This window comes from Burkholderia glumae LMG 2196 = ATCC 33617 (assembly GCF_000960995.1).
Classification (GTDB): Bacteria; Pseudomonadota; Gammaproteobacteria; order Burkholderiales; family Burkholderiaceae; genus Burkholderia; species Burkholderia glumae.
Map to the genome: position 1 here is coordinate 1,265,699 of NZ_CP009435.1, position 16,328 is coordinate 1,282,026.

The 16,328-nt window shown below is 68.0% G+C and carries 13 protein-coding genes; 4 read left to right on the top strand and 9 right to left on the bottom strand.

Features of this window, described 5'->3' with window-relative positions; all coding sequences use genetic code 11:
• The first annotated feature begins 1 nt into the window (after nt 1).
• On the top strand, nt 2-637 hold the full coding sequence (locus tag KS03_RS18290) for a LysE family translocator (RefSeq protein ID WP_012734323.1): 636 nt from the start codon (nt 2-4) through the stop codon (nt 635-637).
• A 228-nt stretch (nt 638-865) separates the two neighbouring features.
• Here the strand turns inward: KS03_RS18290 and KS03_RS18295 are convergent, their stop codons facing one another.
• From KS03_RS18295 to KS03_RS18320, 6 genes are all read right to left on the bottom strand, one after another.
• On the bottom strand, nt 866-1,702 hold the full coding sequence (locus tag KS03_RS18295; protein ID WP_012734324.1) for an OmpW/AlkL family protein: 837 nt from the start codon (nt 1,700-1,702) through the stop codon (nt 866-868).
• A 16-nt stretch (nt 1,703-1,718) separates the two neighbouring features.
• Nucleotides 1,719-2,975, bottom strand: coding sequence for a DUF2957 domain-containing protein (locus KS03_RS18300; RefSeq protein WP_012734325.1), 1,257 nt, complete (start codon nt 2,973-2,975; stop codon nt 1,719-1,721).
• Nucleotides 2,976-3,059: 84 nt separating this feature from the next.
• Nucleotides 3,060-3,470: a hypothetical protein gene (locus KS03_RS31530; protein WP_127913973.1), complete on the bottom strand. Its 411-nt coding sequence runs from the start codon at nt 3,468-3,470 to the stop codon at nt 3,060-3,062.
• A 458-nt stretch (nt 3,471-3,928) separates the two neighbouring features.
• Nucleotides 3,929-4,876: an N-acetyl-gamma-glutamyl-phosphate reductase gene (gene argC, locus KS03_RS18310; protein ID WP_012734326.1), complete on the bottom strand. Its 948-nt coding sequence runs from the start codon at nt 4,874-4,876 to the stop codon at nt 3,929-3,931.
• Nucleotides 4,877-5,088: 212 nt separating this feature from the next.
• Entirely contained in the window at nt 5,089-5,661 is a 573-nt protein-coding gene (locus KS03_RS18315) for a YbhB/YbcL family Raf kinase inhibitor-like protein (RefSeq protein WP_167343611.1), read from the bottom strand.
• A gap of 297 nt (nt 5,662-5,958) precedes the next feature.
• On the bottom strand, nt 5,959-6,645 hold the full coding sequence (locus KS03_RS18320) for an orotate phosphoribosyltransferase (protein WP_012734328.1): 687 nt from the start codon (nt 6,643-6,645) through the stop codon (nt 5,959-5,961).
• 459 nt (nt 6,646-7,104) lie between these two features.
• On the opposite strand from KS03_RS18320, the gene KS03_RS18325 reads away from it, so the two are divergent.
• The gene (locus KS03_RS18325) at nt 7,105-9,381 is read left to right on the top strand and encodes an NADP-dependent malic enzyme (RefSeq protein ID WP_012734329.1); all 2,277 of its coding nucleotides are present in this window, start codon (nt 7,105-7,107) and stop codon (nt 9,379-9,381) included.
• A 109-nt stretch (nt 9,382-9,490) separates the two neighbouring features.
• On the opposite strand, the gene KS03_RS18330 is transcribed toward KS03_RS18325, so the two are convergent.
• Complete coding sequence (locus KS03_RS18330; RefSeq protein ID WP_012734330.1) at nt 9,491-13,078, bottom strand: indolepyruvate ferredoxin oxidoreductase family protein; 3,588 nt, start codon at nt 13,076-13,078, stop codon at nt 9,491-9,493.
• A 310-nt stretch (nt 13,079-13,388) separates the two neighbouring features.
• Between KS03_RS18330 and KS03_RS18335 the strand changes: the two genes are divergently transcribed.
• The gene (locus KS03_RS18335; protein WP_012734331.1) at nt 13,389-13,571 is read left to right on the top strand and encodes a hypothetical protein; all 183 of its coding nucleotides are present in this window, start codon (nt 13,389-13,391) and stop codon (nt 13,569-13,571) included.
• A 152-nt stretch (nt 13,572-13,723) separates the two neighbouring features.
• On the opposite strand, the gene hppD is transcribed toward KS03_RS18335, so the two are convergent.
• Nucleotides 13,724-14,821: a 4-hydroxyphenylpyruvate dioxygenase gene (gene hppD / locus KS03_RS18340; protein ID WP_012734332.1), complete on the bottom strand. Its 1,098-nt coding sequence runs from the start codon at nt 14,819-14,821 to the stop codon at nt 13,724-13,726.
• A gap of 166 nt (nt 14,822-14,987) precedes the next feature.
• On the opposite strand from hppD, the gene KS03_RS18345 reads away from it, so the two are divergent.
• On the top strand, nt 14,988-15,494 hold the full coding sequence (locus KS03_RS18345) for an Lrp/AsnC family transcriptional regulator (protein WP_012734333.1): 507 nt from the start codon (nt 14,988-14,990) through the stop codon (nt 15,492-15,494).
• A 96-nt stretch (nt 15,495-15,590) separates the two neighbouring features.
• Here KS03_RS18345 and KS03_RS18350 read toward each other — a convergent pair whose 3' ends face one another.
• Nucleotides 15,591-16,238 (bottom strand): GNAT family N-acetyltransferase, encoded by a 648-nt coding sequence (locus tag KS03_RS18350; protein ID WP_026051342.1) that lies wholly within the window; start codon nt 16,236-16,238, stop codon nt 15,591-15,593.
• Nucleotides 16,239-16,328 lie beyond the last annotated feature (90 nt).

Genomic DNA, 16,328 nt, shown 5'->3' on the forward strand with positions numbered 1-16,328 from the left:
GATGAGTCTGCATACGTGGAGCCTGTTCCTGGCGACGATGTTCGTGGTGTCGGCGATACCGGGGCCGAACATGTTGCTGGTGATGTCGCACGGGGCCCGCTACGGGATGCGCCGTTCGGCGGCCACCATGGCCGGCGCGCTGCTCGCGCTGGTGCTGATGTTCCTGATCTCGGCGGCCGGGCTCGGCGTGTTCCTGGCCGCGTGGCCGCGCATGTTCGATGCGCTGCGGCTGGCCGGCGCCGCCTATCTGATCTGGCTCGGCGTGAAGGCGTGGCGCGCGCGCGTCGAGCAGGCGCCGGCCGTCGACGGGGCCGCCGCGGTGCCGGCCGGGTTCGCGACGCCGGGCGCGCTGTTCCGCAACGGCTTCCTGGTGTCGGGCAGCAACCCGAAGGCGCTGCTGTTCGCGGCGGCGCTCACGCCGCAGTTCATCGATCCGAACGCGCCGAAGCTGCCGCAGTTCGCGTCGCTGGTCGTGACGCTGGCCGTCTGCGAGGTGAGCTGGTATCTGGTCTATTGCGGGTTCGGCACGCGGATCGGCGCGACGCTCAAGAGCGCGCGCGTGGTGCGGATCTTCAACCGCCTGACGGGCGGCGTGTTCGTCGGTTTCGGCGCGGCGATGGCGCTGGTGCGCCACTGAGCCGGGCGTCGGCGTCGTGGCGACTCCGCAACAACCCGCAAGGGAAAATCCTGATTTTCCGTACGAAAATGTTGCGTTGCGTCATCGGCTCGGGTATAGTTGGATTTGTCTCCTCCATGTCTCCTCTGATATGGATTCAGCCCGCCTCTTCAGGCGGGCTTTTTTTCGTCCCCCGATTGCCTCCGATGATTTTGCCGGGCGCCATCCGGCGATCCCGGCCGTCCCGCGTCAGAATTTGTACGACACCGCGAGGTAGCTGATGATCGGGTTTGCCTTCAGGTCGCCCTTCGATTCGGCGAGCGTCGTGCCGTCGGCCGCCTTGATCGTCACGGTCGAGGTGGTCTTCAGCGGGATGTAGGTTACCGAGGCAATCAGCCCCCAGTGCTGGTTGATCGAGTAGGTCAGACCCGCGTTGAACACCGGCTGCCACGACGACGACGCCTTCGCCGACACCTGCGTGGTGCCGGGCTTGCCGGCGCCGGCCGCGAGGATCGAACCGAGGTTGTCCTGCGTCTGCTTGATGAAGTTGTTGCTGAGCTGCAGGTCGCTGAACCAGTTGTACGACACGCCGATGCCGACGAACGGCCGCAGCTTCGAATTGGCGTTCGCGAAGTAGTACTGCAGGATCACGGCCGGGCTCCACTGGCGCACGCTCTTGACGATCGGGTTGACCGCGTCGAGCCCGATGTTCTGCGTGCCGAGCGCGCCGGCCGGCCCGGGCGGCACGATCGTGCCGTGCCCCGATACCTGGAACACCGGCGGCACGCCCGCCACCGAGGTGACGGCGACGTTATCGGTGAAGAAGTGGCTGATCGTCAGGCCGAGCGTGTCCGAGTTGTTGGTGCGCAACCCGGTGCCCGGCGAGTCGAACGAGGGCGGCAGGCTCAGCGGCGTGTTGATCGGCGTCGGGGCCACGTTGGTGACCAGCGACGTGCTGCTCTGGATCGGCGTGATATGGAACCAGCCGAGGCCGATAACGTTGCTGCCGGCGCTTTGCGCCTGCGCGCCGCTGGCGCCGAGCGCGGCGGCGAGCACGGCTGCGCCGCGAAGAAGGGTCTTGTTCACGGTAACTCCCCCGTACTTATTGGACGAACGCGCCGATCGTGAAATACGGCGACGTCGCATTGTTGTTGTCGAGGAAACCGAACACGCCACCCGTGAAGATGAACTTGCCGGTCGGCGTGGTGCTGGTCGCACCCGTGTGCACCGAGGTGACCGTGCCCGGGGTGGCCTGCGTGTAGTCCAGGTTCAGCGCGGTCGCGAGCGAGGCCTGCGAGGCGTTGAACGGATCGAGCAGGGTGGCCTGGGTGTTGATGAGCGCGGTGCTGCGGTAATCGAACTGGCTGTCGACGCCGATGTATTCGCCGTTCTGCGAGCCGACTGCGACGGTGTTCTGCGGCGCCATGATCGAGATGCCCGACTCGTCGTCGGCGGTCAGGCCCGGCACGCCGTTCGCGTCCGGCGTCGGGTTCGGATTCGCCGCGCCGGTGCGGATCATGATCGGCACCAGCTGGTTGCGCAGCTTACCGACGATCAGATAGCCCTTGCCCTGCGCGCCCGAGGCGGACAGCGTCGGCTTCGCCTGGCCCTGGTAGTGGTTGGTCACGAACGCGCCGCTGCCGTCCGGCGACTGCGTGAAGTTCGAGCCGAGCTGCTGGCAGGTGCCCGCGTTGACGCCGGTCGTGTCGCAGCGCTGCCAGGAGCCGTCCGCGTTGATCGTGACCTTGCCGTCGATGGTGACCGGCGCGAACTTCTGCGAAGGCACCTGCCCGTAGCCGAGCTGGCTGTACACGCCGGCGACGTTCGCGATGTTGGTCTCGAGCGACGAGAAGCCGATGAACGGGTAGTAGGGGAACGTCGTGTCGGGCACGGCCGCCACGCCGATCACGCCCGGGAACGAGATCCGCGCGCCGGGAATGGTGCCGCCCGCCACGCCGAAGCCGACGAATACGCGCGCCGGGCGTGACGGGTCGAGGCTCGCGCCGTTGAGCTGGAACGCACAGTTGTTCAGCTTCGCGGTCGGCAGGCCGGTTTCGCGGCTGAGCGTGCCGCTGACGGTGGTGCCCGCGCGCGTCGGCGTGACGGTGCCCGTGGTGGCCGGAATCGGCGATTCGATATAGGAAATCTGCCAGGTCAGCTTCTGCGTGTCGAGCTGCAGTTTCACCAGTTCGCCGTCGCCGCCGCCGCCGGTGTAGACCGTGCTGTAGTCGAGCGACGACGGGCAGAGCCCCGGCTCGGTGGCGGCCAGCGCCGTGATCGGTTTGTCGTCCGCGCCCCCGCAGGCCGACAACAACGGCACGGCGACCGCCGCCGTGACCAGTAAGAGATTCCGCTTCATTTCGCTCCTCCAGGATTGTCTTGTTGGTGGCGGCCGGCTCCCTGTCGGCCGCTTCTTTGGTGACCCTTGCGTGCAGCCGTCCGGCTAGCCGCTTGCCGCGCCGGGGCCGGCTTGGGCCGCCGGCGGCGCTCCCGAATCCGGCGTCGTCGGCTGCTCCACGCCCCCGTTGATCCCGTCTGCCGCCTCGCGCGCCGACGCGGCGCGCGAGGCGCGGTGCGCGGCCATGCTGCCGGAGCGCGCGCCGCCGGCGGGCCGGTCGACCACGCGGGGCATCGTTGCGGATACCTCGTGATTGGCCATGGGCCGGCGCAAATCCTGGTGAGTGCGTGGAGGGAACGGGCGGCGGGCGGCGGGGCTGCCCGCGATCGGATGCGCCGCCTGCGTGCGCGGTGCGATGCCGGCGGCCGGGGATGCGTCGATCCCGGCTCCTGCCGCGGCCAGCAAGGGGCGTGACACGTTGGCCACGGCCAGCCCCTCCCACAAGGCGTATGACATGCCTCCGTCTCCGGTGTAATTGTGCGATGTAATTTCGCCGCGCGCCAAACGGCTGTCAATTGATGGAACCGTCTAAAAAACATGATTTAAACGGAGCGACTTCCGTGGCGTCCTTGTAAAGACGGGGCATGGAGGAAAAATTGAAACGAAATGGGCGTTTCAAATGACGCGCCAAATCGGCGGCCGATGCGCGCTCCGGTGCCGCGTGGCGAGGCGCCGATGCTTGCTCGGCAAGGCCCGGGCGTCGCGGCTCAGGTGTATCCCTATTCGGGATATTCACGATTGGGAGAGTGATCGAATTACGCCGGATTCGCTAACGGATCAACGGATTGTGAATTCGTGTGAATACCGCCTTGCGAATGGCGGGGGGCGGCGATTTTATGCGGCACTGCGGAAAAGCGGGTAACAAAAAACCGGCCGCGCGGGCCGGTTTGGGTTGCAGCGCAAGCGAGCGGGTATCAGCGATTCAGGCCGGCGTCCTCGGCCGCGCCGATGCTGAGGTTCATGCACTGGATCGCGGCGCCGGAGGCACCCTTGCCGAGGTTGTCGAGGCGCGCGACGGTGACGAAGCGCTCCTCGTTGCCGAACACGAACAGGTCGACGCGGTTGGTGTCGTTGTTGGCCTGCACGTCGAAGAAGCCGTCGTCGAGGTTCGCGGCTGCATCGAACGGCGCGACGCGCACGAACGCCTCGCCCGCGTAGTAATCGGCGAACACCTGCTGCACGTCCTGCGGCGTCACGGGCCTGGCGAGCTGGCCCGGAGTGAAATACGTGGTGACGGCCAGGCCCTTGTAGAACGGCCCGACGATCGGCGTGAAGATCGGTGCGTGAGCGAGGCCCGTGTGCGCGGCCATCTCCGGCAGGTGCTTGTGCGCGAGACCGAGCGCGTAGGGGCGCGGGCTGGCTAGGCGCGGGTTGCCGCCCGCTTCGTAGTCGGCGATCATTTTCTTGCCGCCGCCGCTGTAGCCGGTGATCGAGTAGCTGTGCGCCGCGAACTCGGCCGGGACGATGCCGGCGTCGACGAGCGGGCGCATCGCCAGCACGAACGCCGAGGCATGGCAGCCCGGCACCGCGATCCGCTTCGCGCCGCGGATCCGCTCGCGCTGCGCGCGGGTCAGCTCGGGCAGGCCGTAGGCCCAGTCGGCGCTGGTGCGAAACGCCGTGCTCGCGTCGATTAGCGTGGTGCGGTCGTTGTCGACGAGCGAGGCCGATTCGCGCGAGGCGACGTCGGGCAGGCACAGGAACGTGACGTCGGACGCGTTGATGAGGCGGCGGCGCTCCTCGACGTCCTTGCGCCTGGCATCGTCGATGCGCAGGATATCGATGTCGCTGCGGGCCGACAGGTATTCGAAGATCTTCAGGCCGGTCGTGCCTTCCTGGCCGTCGACAAAAACTTTCGTGGTCATCTTGCTCTCACGGAACGGGGCGGCCGGCGCGAGCGCCGGAAAGCCGTCATTTTAAGACCTGGTGGACGGCACCGTAAGCGGGGCCGCCAAAAAAGCCGCCCGGCCTCGATGGCGGGCGGGCTTCATCGTGCAGGACCGGCGTGACGGCATATTGACCGGCCGTGCATCGGCACGCGAACCGGGCCGCGAAGCCGCGCGTGCGGGCCGTGCGGCTAGCGTTCGTCGGTGACGGTCAGACGTGCGGAGGCGAGCGCGGAGACGCTGATCTCATGGTCGAACAACTGCGGCGGCCGGCCCTGGTCCGCGCGCAGGCGCTCGATGTCGAGCGCGTAGACGGTGATCACGTAGCGGTGGGGCTTGCCGGGCGGCGGGCACGGGCCGCCGTAGCCGTCGCTGCCGAAGTCGTTGCGCGCCTCGACCGCGCCGAGCCTACCGAGGAAGCCGGAGCCGCTCGCGTTCGCGGGCACGCCGGAGGCCGAGGCCGGAATGTCGGCCACGGCCCAGTGCCACCAGCCGCGGCCCGGCGCGTCGAGGTCGAACATCGTGATCGCATAGGAGCGCGTACCGCGCGGCGGGTTTTGCCAGGCCAGCGCCGGCGAGCGGTTCTCGCCGCGGCAGGCGCCGCGCCCGTAGCGCTGCGCGGCGCTCACGCGGCCGCCGTCGCGCAGCTCGGGACTCGTCACCGAGAACGGCGTCTGCGCGCCGGGCCGCGCCAGGCTGGCGAACGCCGCGGCCAGCACGGCGAGCAGGCGCCACGCGCTCACGCCGCGCCTGCCTGCTTTCACGCATTTCCGCGACCCTCCCGTCACGTCGCCCCACGCGGCGCGCGGCCGAATTCGCGTTGCGACCCTGTGTCAGTGAAGCGGCAGTCTAGCACCGGCGCCGCCTAGCGAGGCCGGCGGCGGCGCGCGCCGCCGCGGCTCAGCCGGGCTGCGCCGCGCCGCCCGGCCCGGCGCGGCGGCCCGGGCGGCAAGGCCGCTGCCGCTGACGGGCTACGCGCGGGGCGTGCGCAATGCGCGAAAAAAAACGCCCGTCGCTGACGGGCGTCGTCGGCCGGCGCGCCACGGCTGGCGCCGGGCCGCTTACTCCTTCGGCGAGGTGGCGCCGCCGTGCGCGGCCGACCACTCGGCCGGCGCATGCAGGAATTTCTCGACCTCGTCGAGCGTCTTCGTCTCGAAGTAGCCCGAGGCCTTGGCGACGCGCAGCACGTCCCACCAGGTGGCCAGCGCGTGCAGATCGACATCGATGTCCTTCAGGACCGAGACGCTTTCCTTGAAGATGTTGTAGTGGAACAGCACGAAGCAGTGGTTCACCGTGGCGCCGGCCGTGCGCAGCGCGTTGATGAAGTTCACCTTGCTGCGGCTGTCGGTGGTCAGGTCTTCCACCAGCAGCACGCGCGACCCTTCCTCGAGATGGCCCTCGATTTGCGCGTTGCGGCCGAAGCCCTTCGGCTTTTTCCGCACGTACTGCATCGGCAGCATCATCCGGTCGGCGATCCAGGCCGCGAACGGAATACCGGCGGTTTCGCCGCCCGCCACGGCGTCGATCTGCTCGAAGCCGACGTCGCGCAGGATCGTCGCTTCCGCCATCTCCATCAGGCCGCGGCGCACGCGCGGATACGAGATCAGCTTGCGGCAGTCGATATAGACGGGGCTCGCCCAGCCGGACGTGAAGATGAACGGCTTTTCGGCGTTGAAGTGTACCGCCTGCACTTCGAGCAGGATTTTGGCGGTGGTGTCGGAGATCGTTTGACGATCGAAGCCTGTCATGGGCATTCCTTGGGTGATGAGCTCAGAGGCCGGGCGCGGGGCACCGTGGCGCGGCGACGGAATTCCTGCCGGAAGGGCGGGCCGGCGGGTCGGCCGGCGGCGGAGGCGTATCGCTGCGCGCGTGGGCCGACATTTTACCCGAATCGGAACCGGCCCGGCCGCCGCCGTCGGGCCGGCCGCATAAGGCGTGCCGCGCGGCGCGCGCGGCACGCTGTCACGGCAATATCGGGTATCCGGTGCTGCGGCATCGCGCGTGCCGGGGCAGGTGTACACTTGGTGCCCAAAGAATCCGCCCGGTACTTTGGCCTCCTTGCTTATCCCGCAGACAGGCCCGGCTGCGCACCGATCCGGCGCGACGCCCGTCCTCATCGACCATCCCCTCGATTGCCTCGTTCCGGCGCCTGCCGGTGGCCGAATGCCGGGCCGCTCACCTCGCCTTTCCCGCAGATCAGATCAATCATGGATGAACAACTGAAGCAGAGCGCGCTCGCGTATCACCAGAATCCGAAGCCCGGCAAGATCTCGGTCACGCCGACCAAGCCGCTGTCGAACCAGCTCGACCTGTCGCTCGCCTATTCGCCGGGCGTGGCGGCCGCCTGCATGGCGATCCACGACGAACCGCTCGACGCGCAGAAGTACACCTCGCGCGGCAACCTGGTCGGCGTCGTGACCAACGGCACGGCGGTGCTCGGGCTCGGCAACATCGGTCCGCTCGCGGCCAAGCCGGTGATGGAGGGCAAGGGGTGCCTCTTCAAGAAATTCGCCGGCATCGACGTGTTCGACATCGAACTGGCCGAGTCCGATCCGGACAAGCTGGTCGAGGCGATCGCGATGCTCGAGCCCACGCTCGGCGGCATCAACCTCGAGGACATCAAGGCGCCCGAGTGCTTCTACATCGAGCAGAAGCTGCGCGAGCGCATGAAGATCCCGGTGTTCCACGACGATCAGCACGGCACCGCGATCATCGCCTCGGCCGCGATCCTGAACGGCCTGAAGGTGGTGGGCAAGTCGCTCGCCGAGGTCAAGCTGGTGTGCTCGGGCGCGGGCGCCGCGGCGATCGCCTGCCTGGACCTGCTCGTCAACCTCGGCCTCACCAAGGCGAACGTGCTGGTCACCGATTCGAAAGGCGTGATCCACGTGGGCCGCGGCCAGCTCGATCCGTCGAAGCAGCGCTACGCCGCGACCACCGAGGCGCGCACGCTTGCCGATGCGATCCAGGGTGCCGACGTGTTCCTCGGCTGCTCGAGCGCCGGCGTGCTGAAGCCGGAGATGGTGCAGACCATGGGCGCGCAGCCGCTGATCCTCGCGCTGGCCAACCCGGAACCGGAAATCCGCCCGGAGGCGGCCAAGGCCGTGCGTCCCGACGCGATCGTCGCGACCGGCCGGTCGGATTATCCGAACCAGGTCAACAACGTGCTCTGCTTTCCGTTCATCTTCCGCGGCGCGCTCGACGTGGGCGCCACCACCATCACCGAGGAAATGAAGCTCGCCTGCGTGCGCGCGATCGCGGAGCTGGCCCAGGAAACCGATCAGAGCGAGGAGGTCGCGAAGGCCTACGAAGGACATTCGCTCGAGTTCGGTCCCGACTACCTGATCCCGAAGCCCTTCGATCCGCGCCTGATCATCAAGATCGCGCCGGCCGTGGCACAGGCGGCGATGGATTCGGGCGTGGCCACGCGCCCGATCGCCGACATGGACGCCTACCGCGAGGAGCTTGGCGCCACCGTCTACCGCACCGGCATGGTGATGCGCCCGGTGTTCGCCAGCGCGAAGGCGAAGCAGGCGCGCATCGTGTTCGCCGAAGGCGAGGACGAGCGCGTGCTGCGTGCCGCGCAGTTCGTGTTGCAGGAGAAGATCGCCCGGCCGATCATCGTCGGCCGCCCGGCCGTGGTCGAGATGCGCCTGAAGAAGATCGGCTCGAAGCTGTGTGCCGGCACCGATTTCGAGATCGTCGATCCCGAGGACGATCCGCGCTACCAGAGGTGCTGGCAGGCCTATCACGAACTGGGCGCGCGCGACGGGGTCACTCCCGAGGTGGCCAAGGCCGCACTGCGCAAGGCCAATACGCTGATCGGCGCGATCCTGGTCCGCCTCGGCGAAGCCGACGGCATGATCTGCGGGATGATCGATACGTTCCACAGCCACCTGAAGTACGTCGAGCAGGTGCTCGGCCATGCGCCGGGTGCCGAGCATCTGGCCGCGATGAACCTGCTGATGCTGCCGGGCCGCAACCTGTTCATTTGCGACACCTACGTCAACGAGTTGCCGAGCGCCGAGCAGCTTGCCGACATGACGATCCAGGCCGCGGCCGAGATCGAGCGCTTCGGCATCGTGCCGAAGGCCGCGCTGCTGTCCAACTCGAACTTCGGCAGCGCGCCGTCGGCGTCGTCGCGCCGCATGGCCGAGGCGCGCCGGCTGATCGCCGAGCGCGCGCCGCAGCTCGAGGTGGACGGCGAAATGCACGGCGACGCGGCGCTCTCGGAAATGGTGCGCAAGGCCGCGTTCCCCGGCACCACGCTGTCGGGCGAGGCGAACCTGCTGATCATGCCGAACGTCGAGGCCGCCAACATCGCCTACAACCTGCTGAAGATGGTGGGCGGCGAGGGCGTCACGGTCGGGCCGTTCCTGCTCGGCGCGGCGCGGCCCGTGCACATCCTGACGCCGGCCGCCACGGTGCGCCGCATCGTCAACATGACGGCCGTGACCGCGGCCAACGTGAACGGCGTGGCGCGCTGAGCGCGCGCGGGGCGCCACGGCTCCGCCGCAACAACAAACGCCACGGTCCTCGCGGGCCGTGGCGTTTCTTTTCGGCCCCCGCAGGCGCGTTGGCCGGCGGCGCAGGGCCTTACGCCACGTGCCGCGTCTCGGTTTCGGGGCCGTTCCAGCGCGCGAGCAGCGCGTCCCACTTGCCGCGGACCGCGCGCAGGTTGTTTTCCTTCACGTGCCCGTAGCCGCGAATGCCGTCCGGCAGGTTAGCGAGTTCGAGCGCGAGCGGCAGCCGCTGCGGCGTCAGCCGCGCGATGAGCGCATCCACCAGCGCCACGTATTCGCCGATCAGCGCGCGCTCGGTGCGCCGCTCCTCGGTGCGGCCGAACGGGTCGAACGCGGTGCCGCGCAGGCCCTTGAGCTTCGCGAGCAGCCGGAACGCGCTCAGCATCCAGGGGCCGTAGGCCCGCTTCACCAGCCGGCCGTGCTCGTCGCGCTTCGCGAAGATCGGCGGAGCGAGGTGGTAGCGCAGCGTCAGCTCGCCGTCGAACTGCGCGGCCAGCTTCGCCAGGAAGGCCGGATCGGACTGCAGGCGCGCGACCTCGTACTCGTCCTTGTAGGCCATCAGCTTGTACAGGTTGCGCGCCACCGCCTCGGTCAGCGGCTCCTGGGCATGCTCGCCGTCGAGCCGGCGCTCGGCCTCGCGCACGCGCTCGACGACGCTCGCGTAGCGCGCCGCGTAGGCGGCGTTCTGGTACGCGCCCAGCTGCGCGACGCGCGTCGCGATCAGCGTGTCCACCGCCTTCCTCGTGTGCAGCGCGATCACCGTCGCGCCGTCGGCCCCTTTGCCGGGCTGTCGCGACGATGCGGCCTGCCGCACGCTGGCCGGATCATGTGCGGCGCGGCGGCCCCATTCGAAGGCCGCGAGGTTCTTCTCGACCTGCACGCCGTTCAGCACGATCGCGCGCGTGAGCGAGGCATGCGTGAGCGGCAGCCAGCCGCGTTGCCAGGCGTAGCCGAGCACGAACGGGTTGGCGTAGATCGCGTCGCCGAGCAGCGCGACAGCGAAATGGTTGGCATCGACCAGATCGACCGCCTCGCCGGCCGAGGCGCGGATGTCGTGCTCGGCGCTGGCGCCGGGGAACGACCACTGCGGCTGCTTGATGAAATCCGCGGTGGGGGTCTTCGCGCTGTTGACCACCACGCGCGTCTCGCCAAGCCGCATGCGCGAGGTGCATTCGTCGCTGGCGGTCACGAGCGCGTCGCCGCCGATCACGAGGTCGGCCTCGCCCATCGCGATGCGTGTCGCGTGGATGTCCTCGGGCGCCCGCGCGATCTGCACGTGGCTCATCACGGCGCCGCCCTTCTGCGCGAGGCCGGTGACGTCGAGCACCGTCACGCCCTTGTTCTCCAGGTGCGCGGCCATGCCGATCAGCGCGCCGATCGTCACCACGCCGGTGCCGCCCACGCCCGTCACCAGCACGCCGTAGGTGCGCGCGATCGCCGGCAGGGTCGGCTCGGGCAGCGCCGGCAGCGAGGCGGCGTCCACCGCCACGGCCTTGGGTTTCCTCAGCTGCGCGCCCTCGACCGTCACGAAGCTCGGGCAAAAGCCCTTCACACACGAGAAATCCTTGTTGCAGCTCGACTGGTTGATCTGCCGCTTGGTGCCGAACTCGGTGTCGAGCGGCTCGACCGACAGGCAGTTCGACTGCACCGAGCAATCGCCGCAGCCTTCGCAGACCGCCTCGTTGATCACCACGCGGCGCGCCGGATCGGGGAAGCTGCCACGCTTGCGGCGGCGGCGCTTCTCGGTCGCGCAGGTCTGGTCGTAGATCAGCACGGTGGTGCCGGCGATCTCGCGCAGCTCGCGCTGCACCGCGTCGAGCCGGTCGCGATGATGGATCGCCACGTCCGGCGCGAGCCGCTCGCGCGCGCCTTCGTACTTCTCGGGCTCGTCGGTGACGATCACGATCTTCGCCGCGCCCTCGGCCGCCACCTGGTGCGTGATCTGCGGCACGGTCAGCGTGCCGTCCACGGGCTGGCCGCCCGTCATCGCCACCGCGTCGTTGTAGAGGATCTTGTAGGTGATGTTCGCCTTCGAGGCGATCGCCGCGCGGATCGCGAGCAGCCCCGAGTGGAAGTAGGTACCGTCGCCGAGGTTGGCGAACACGTGCTTCTCGTCGGTGAACGGCGCCTGGCCGATCCACGGCACGCCTTCGCCGCCCATCTGGCTGAAGCCGCTGGTGTTGCGGTCCATCCAGATCGTCATGTAGTGGCAGCCGATCCCGGCGATCGCGCGCGAGCCGTCCGGCACCTGGGTCGAGGTGTTGTGCGGGCAGCCCGAGCAGAACCACGGCTTGCGCTCGGCGGTGACGTGCGGGCGGGCCAGCGCGGCCTCCTTGGCCGTGATGACGGCGATGCGCGCGGCGATGCGCGCGCGCACGTCGGACGGCAGCTCGAACTTGTCGAGCCGCGTGGCGATCGCCTTGGCGATGATCGCCGGCGACAGCTCGTAGTGCGCGGGCAGCAGCCAGTTGCCCATCGGCACCGACCATTCGCCGCCCGCGCCGTCCTTTTCGTCGAACTTGCCGAAGATGCGCGGGCGCTGGCCGTCCGGCCAGTTGTAGAGTTCTTCCTTGATCGCGTATTCGAGGATCTGGCGCTTTTCCTCGATCACGAGGATCTCGTCCAGGCCGCGCGCGAACTGCTGGGCGCCCTGCGCCTCCAGCGGCCAGACGCAGCCGACCTTGTAGAGGCGGATGCCGATCCGCGCGCAGGTGGCGTCGTCGAGGCCGAGGTCGGTCAGCGCCTGGCGCACGTCGAGGTAGGCCTTGCCTGCGGTCATGATGCCGAAGCGCGCCTGCGGGGAATCGATCTCGATGCGGTCGAGGCGGTTGGCGCGCACGTAGGCGAGCGCCGCGTACCACTTGTAGTCGATCATCCGCGCTTCCTGGGCGAGCGGCGGATCGGGCCAGCGGATGTTCAGGCCGCCCTCGGGCATCATGAAATCCGCCGGCAGCACGATGCTCGCGCGCTGCGGGTCGAGGTCGACGGAGGCCGACGATTCGACCACGTCGGTCACGCATTTCAGCGAAACCCAGAGCCCCGAGTAGCGGCTCATCGCCCAGCCGTGCAGGCCGAAATCGAGATATTCCTGGACGTTGGCGGGGAACAGCACCGGCAGCCCGCAGGCCTTGAGCAGATGCTCGGACTGGTGCGCGAGCGTCGACGATTTCGCGGCATGGTCGTCGCCGGCCAGCACCAGCACGCCGCCATGCACGGAGCTGCCGGCCGAGTTGGCGTGCTTGAGCACGTCGCCCGAACGATCGACGCCGGGGCCCTTGCCGTACCACATGCCGAACACGCCGTCGAACTTCGCGCCGGGATAGAGATTGACCTGCTGGGAACCCCACACCGCGGTCGCGGCCAGATCCTCGTTGAGGCCCGCCTGAAACACGATGCGGTTGGCGGCGAGGTGCTTCTGCGCCTTCCAGAGCGCCTGGTCGAGGCCGCCTAGCGGCGAGCCGCGGTAGCCGGAGATGAAGCCGGCCGTGTTGAGGCCGGCGGCGCGGTCGCGCGCCTGCTGCAGCATCGGCAGTCTGACCAGCGCCTGCACGCCGCTCATATAGGCGCGGCCGCGCTCGAGCGTGTATTTGTCGTCGAGCGTGACCGACTGCAGGGCGGCCTCCAGCGTCGCGCGCTGGCCGGCATCGAGTGGGGCGTTCATGGCTGCGTCTCCTCCAACCGTTTGGGATCACCAAAACTCTCGGCATCGGCGTCTTGTGGCCGCGTCTGCCGGGCGCCATATTGGCGGGTTTTCATTGATGGTAGCACTGGTGGAAACCCGTCGTTTTGTTGCAAATTTTGTTATTAATGAATCCGAGCGGCTGGCGATTGCTTGCGTTACATCATGTAAAAGCCTGTAAAGCCACGAGCTACTGTCACACTTCTTGTTTAGTCTATTGCGCTGCCGGTAATGGTCGGATCTCAGTGACCCTGCTGTCAGAGACGCAGCCGGCAATGACAACGGAGGTGCAATGAATACGAGAAATATCCAGAATTTTCTGATGGTGTCCGCCGCGTTCTTCGCGATGACCGGGCCCGTGCGTTCGCAGGGCGCGAGCGCGTTGGCCACGGCGGGCACGCAGATGCAGCGGATCGCCGGTGACGCGATCGCACCGGCCGGCGTGACGGTCACCACGGGCGCGCCGAAGCGCTGAGTTCCAGGCCGCCGGCGTCGGGCCGGCGCGCAAGCGTGGCAGCGTGCGGCCGGCGCCGGCTGGCCGATACCTGCAAAAGAGAGGCGAAAATCCTGCGATTTTCGCCTTTTTCTTCGATGGGGCACGGCAGTCGGGCAGCGGGCGCCTCGCGATCAGGCCTTGTCCTGCACCACGCCGCGGCGGATCTGGTCCAGCTCGATCGATTCGAACAAGGCCTTGAAGTTGCCCTCGCCGAAGCCCTGGTTGCCCTTGCGCTGGATGATCTCGAAGAAGATCGGGCCGATCTGGTTCTCGGTGAAGATCTGCAGCAGCAGGTCGTCGTGGGCGCCGTCGATCAGGATCTTGCGCTTGCGGAGTTCGTCGAGCGGCTCGCCGTGGTTCGGGACGCGGCGGTCGACGAGTTCGTAGTAGGTGTCGATCGTGTCGAGCAGCGTGACCGCCTTGCCGCGCAGGCCGTCCACCGTGGCGTAGATGTTCTCGGTACCGAGCGCGATGTGCTGGATGCCCTCGCCGCGGTACGCATCGAGATACTCCTGGATCTGGCCCGGCGTGTCCGAACCCTCTTCATTGATCGGGATGCGGATCTTGCCGCACGGCGACGTCATCGCCTTCGACTTCACGCCCGTCACCTTGCCCTCGATGTCGAAGTAGCGCACTTCGCGGAAGTTGAACAGGCGCTCGTAGAACTCGGCCCATTCGCGCATCCGGCCGCGATGCACGTTGTGCGTGAGGTGATCGATATAGGTGAGGCCGTGGCCGACGGGTGCCGGGTCCGCGCCCGGGATCGGCTCGAAATCGACGTCGTAGATGCCGATGTCGCCGATGCTGCCCGGCGCTGCGCCATGCTTGCCGCGCCAGCGGTCGACGAAATAGATCAGCGAATCGCCGACGCCCTTGATCGCCGGAATATTCAGTTCCATCGGCCCGGTCTTGTTGTCGAAGCCCCAGGCTCCCTGTTCGAGCGCGTGCCGGTAGGCCAGCGCGGCGTCGCGCACGCGAAACGCGATGGCGCAGATCGACGGGCCGTGCAGCCGCGCGAAGCGCTGCGCGAACGAATCCGGTTCGGCGTTGATGAGGAAGTTGATCTCGCCCTGGCGGTACAGCGTGACGTCCTTGTGCCGGTGCCGCGCGATCGCGGTGAAGCCCATCCGCTCGAACAGCTGGCCGAGCGCCTTCGGATCCGGCGCCGTGTATTCGATGAATTCGAAGCCGTCGGTGCCGACGGGGTTGTCCCAGGTGGGAATCTGCATGGTGCTCGTCTCCGGTATTGGCTCGCGTCGCCGGTCGTTGGGGGCGGCAGGGTGCCGCATGCGAAACAGTGTAGGCGCGCGGCACCGGCAATTCCTTGCGAAATTAATCGTCCATCGCTACGATGGCGCAAGTTCTACCCCGAAAATAATGTGATTGAGATAGAAAATGGCGCGAGTCGAGCTCGATACCATCGATCGCCGCATCCTGGCGATCCTTCAGGAGAACGGCCGCCTGTCGAACCAGGAGATCGCCGAGCGCGTGAGTCTCTCGCCGAGCCCGTGCCTGCGGCGCATCCGGCGCCTGGAGGAGATGGGGGTGATTACCGGCTACGTCGCGCTGCTCGATCCGAAGCGGCTCGGGCTCGACCTGCTCGCCTACATCAGCGTGCGGCTCGAGAAGCGCGGCGGCGCGGCGGCGGCGGCCGGCGGCGCCCGGGCCGGCACCACTCACGCCGACCGGTTTCGCGTGGCCGTGCAGGCTTGGCCCGAGGTGGTGGCCTGCCACGCGATGACGGGCGAGATGGATTACCTGCTGCGCGTGCAGGTGGAGGATATGGCGCATTTCTCGCGATTCGTGCAGGACCAGTTGCTGCACCACCCGTCGGTGGTGGACGTGCGCACGAGCTTCGCGCTCGAAAGCTTCAAGGAGACCACGGCGCTGCCGATCCGCTGAGCCGGCGCGCGCCGGCGGCACCGCAAAGGCAAAACGGGCGGCCCGACGATGCGGGCCGCCCGTTCGGGCTGGCATTCCGGCTGGCGGCGGCGCGGCTCAGGCCGCGATGCCTGCCGGCAGCAGCGATTCGAAGATCTGCGTCGCGCGGCGCGCCTGACGCTTCATCGCGTAGTCGAACACGGCCGCCTGCTCCTGCAGCATCTCGGCAAGGATGGTCGACTGGTCGGCGGGCGGCAGCGACAGATAGGCGTCGGCCTCGCCATAAGCGTATTCGATCCGCATGCCCGACTTCTTCGCGATATGCATCATCGTCGCGTTGCGCGACAGGCAATGCATGTAGAGCGTCGAAACCTGCGTGTTGCGGCTGCGGATCGCTGCGCGCTCGAACAGCTTCGAGCCGACGCCCTGGCCGCGCGCCGATTCGAGGACCGACACGCCAAACTCGGCGGTGCGCTTGCCGCCGTCGTCGGGCAGGTAGGCCAGATGGCCGACGCCGACCAGCTCGAGCGCGTGATCGAACACGCCGAACACGGTATCGCGGCCGAAATCGATGGTGCGGACGTAGTTGTCGAGCACGTGGTCCGGCACCAACTGGCCGAAGCGAAGCAGACGATCGTCGTCGTCGAGCGCGAGAAAGTGCGTGAGCATCGACTCACGATCCGCGGATCGCAGTTCCCTGACGAGAACCGGTGCCTGCCCGACGTTGCCGGTCGGGGCGGCAGGGCGGAGAGGGTGCGCGTTCATCGTGGGTTCCTCAAAGACCATACAGCCGGTTGTGCAATGCAGCAGCATTTTAACCGAATGGTACCGATCTCATAAGGGAAAACCCGGACA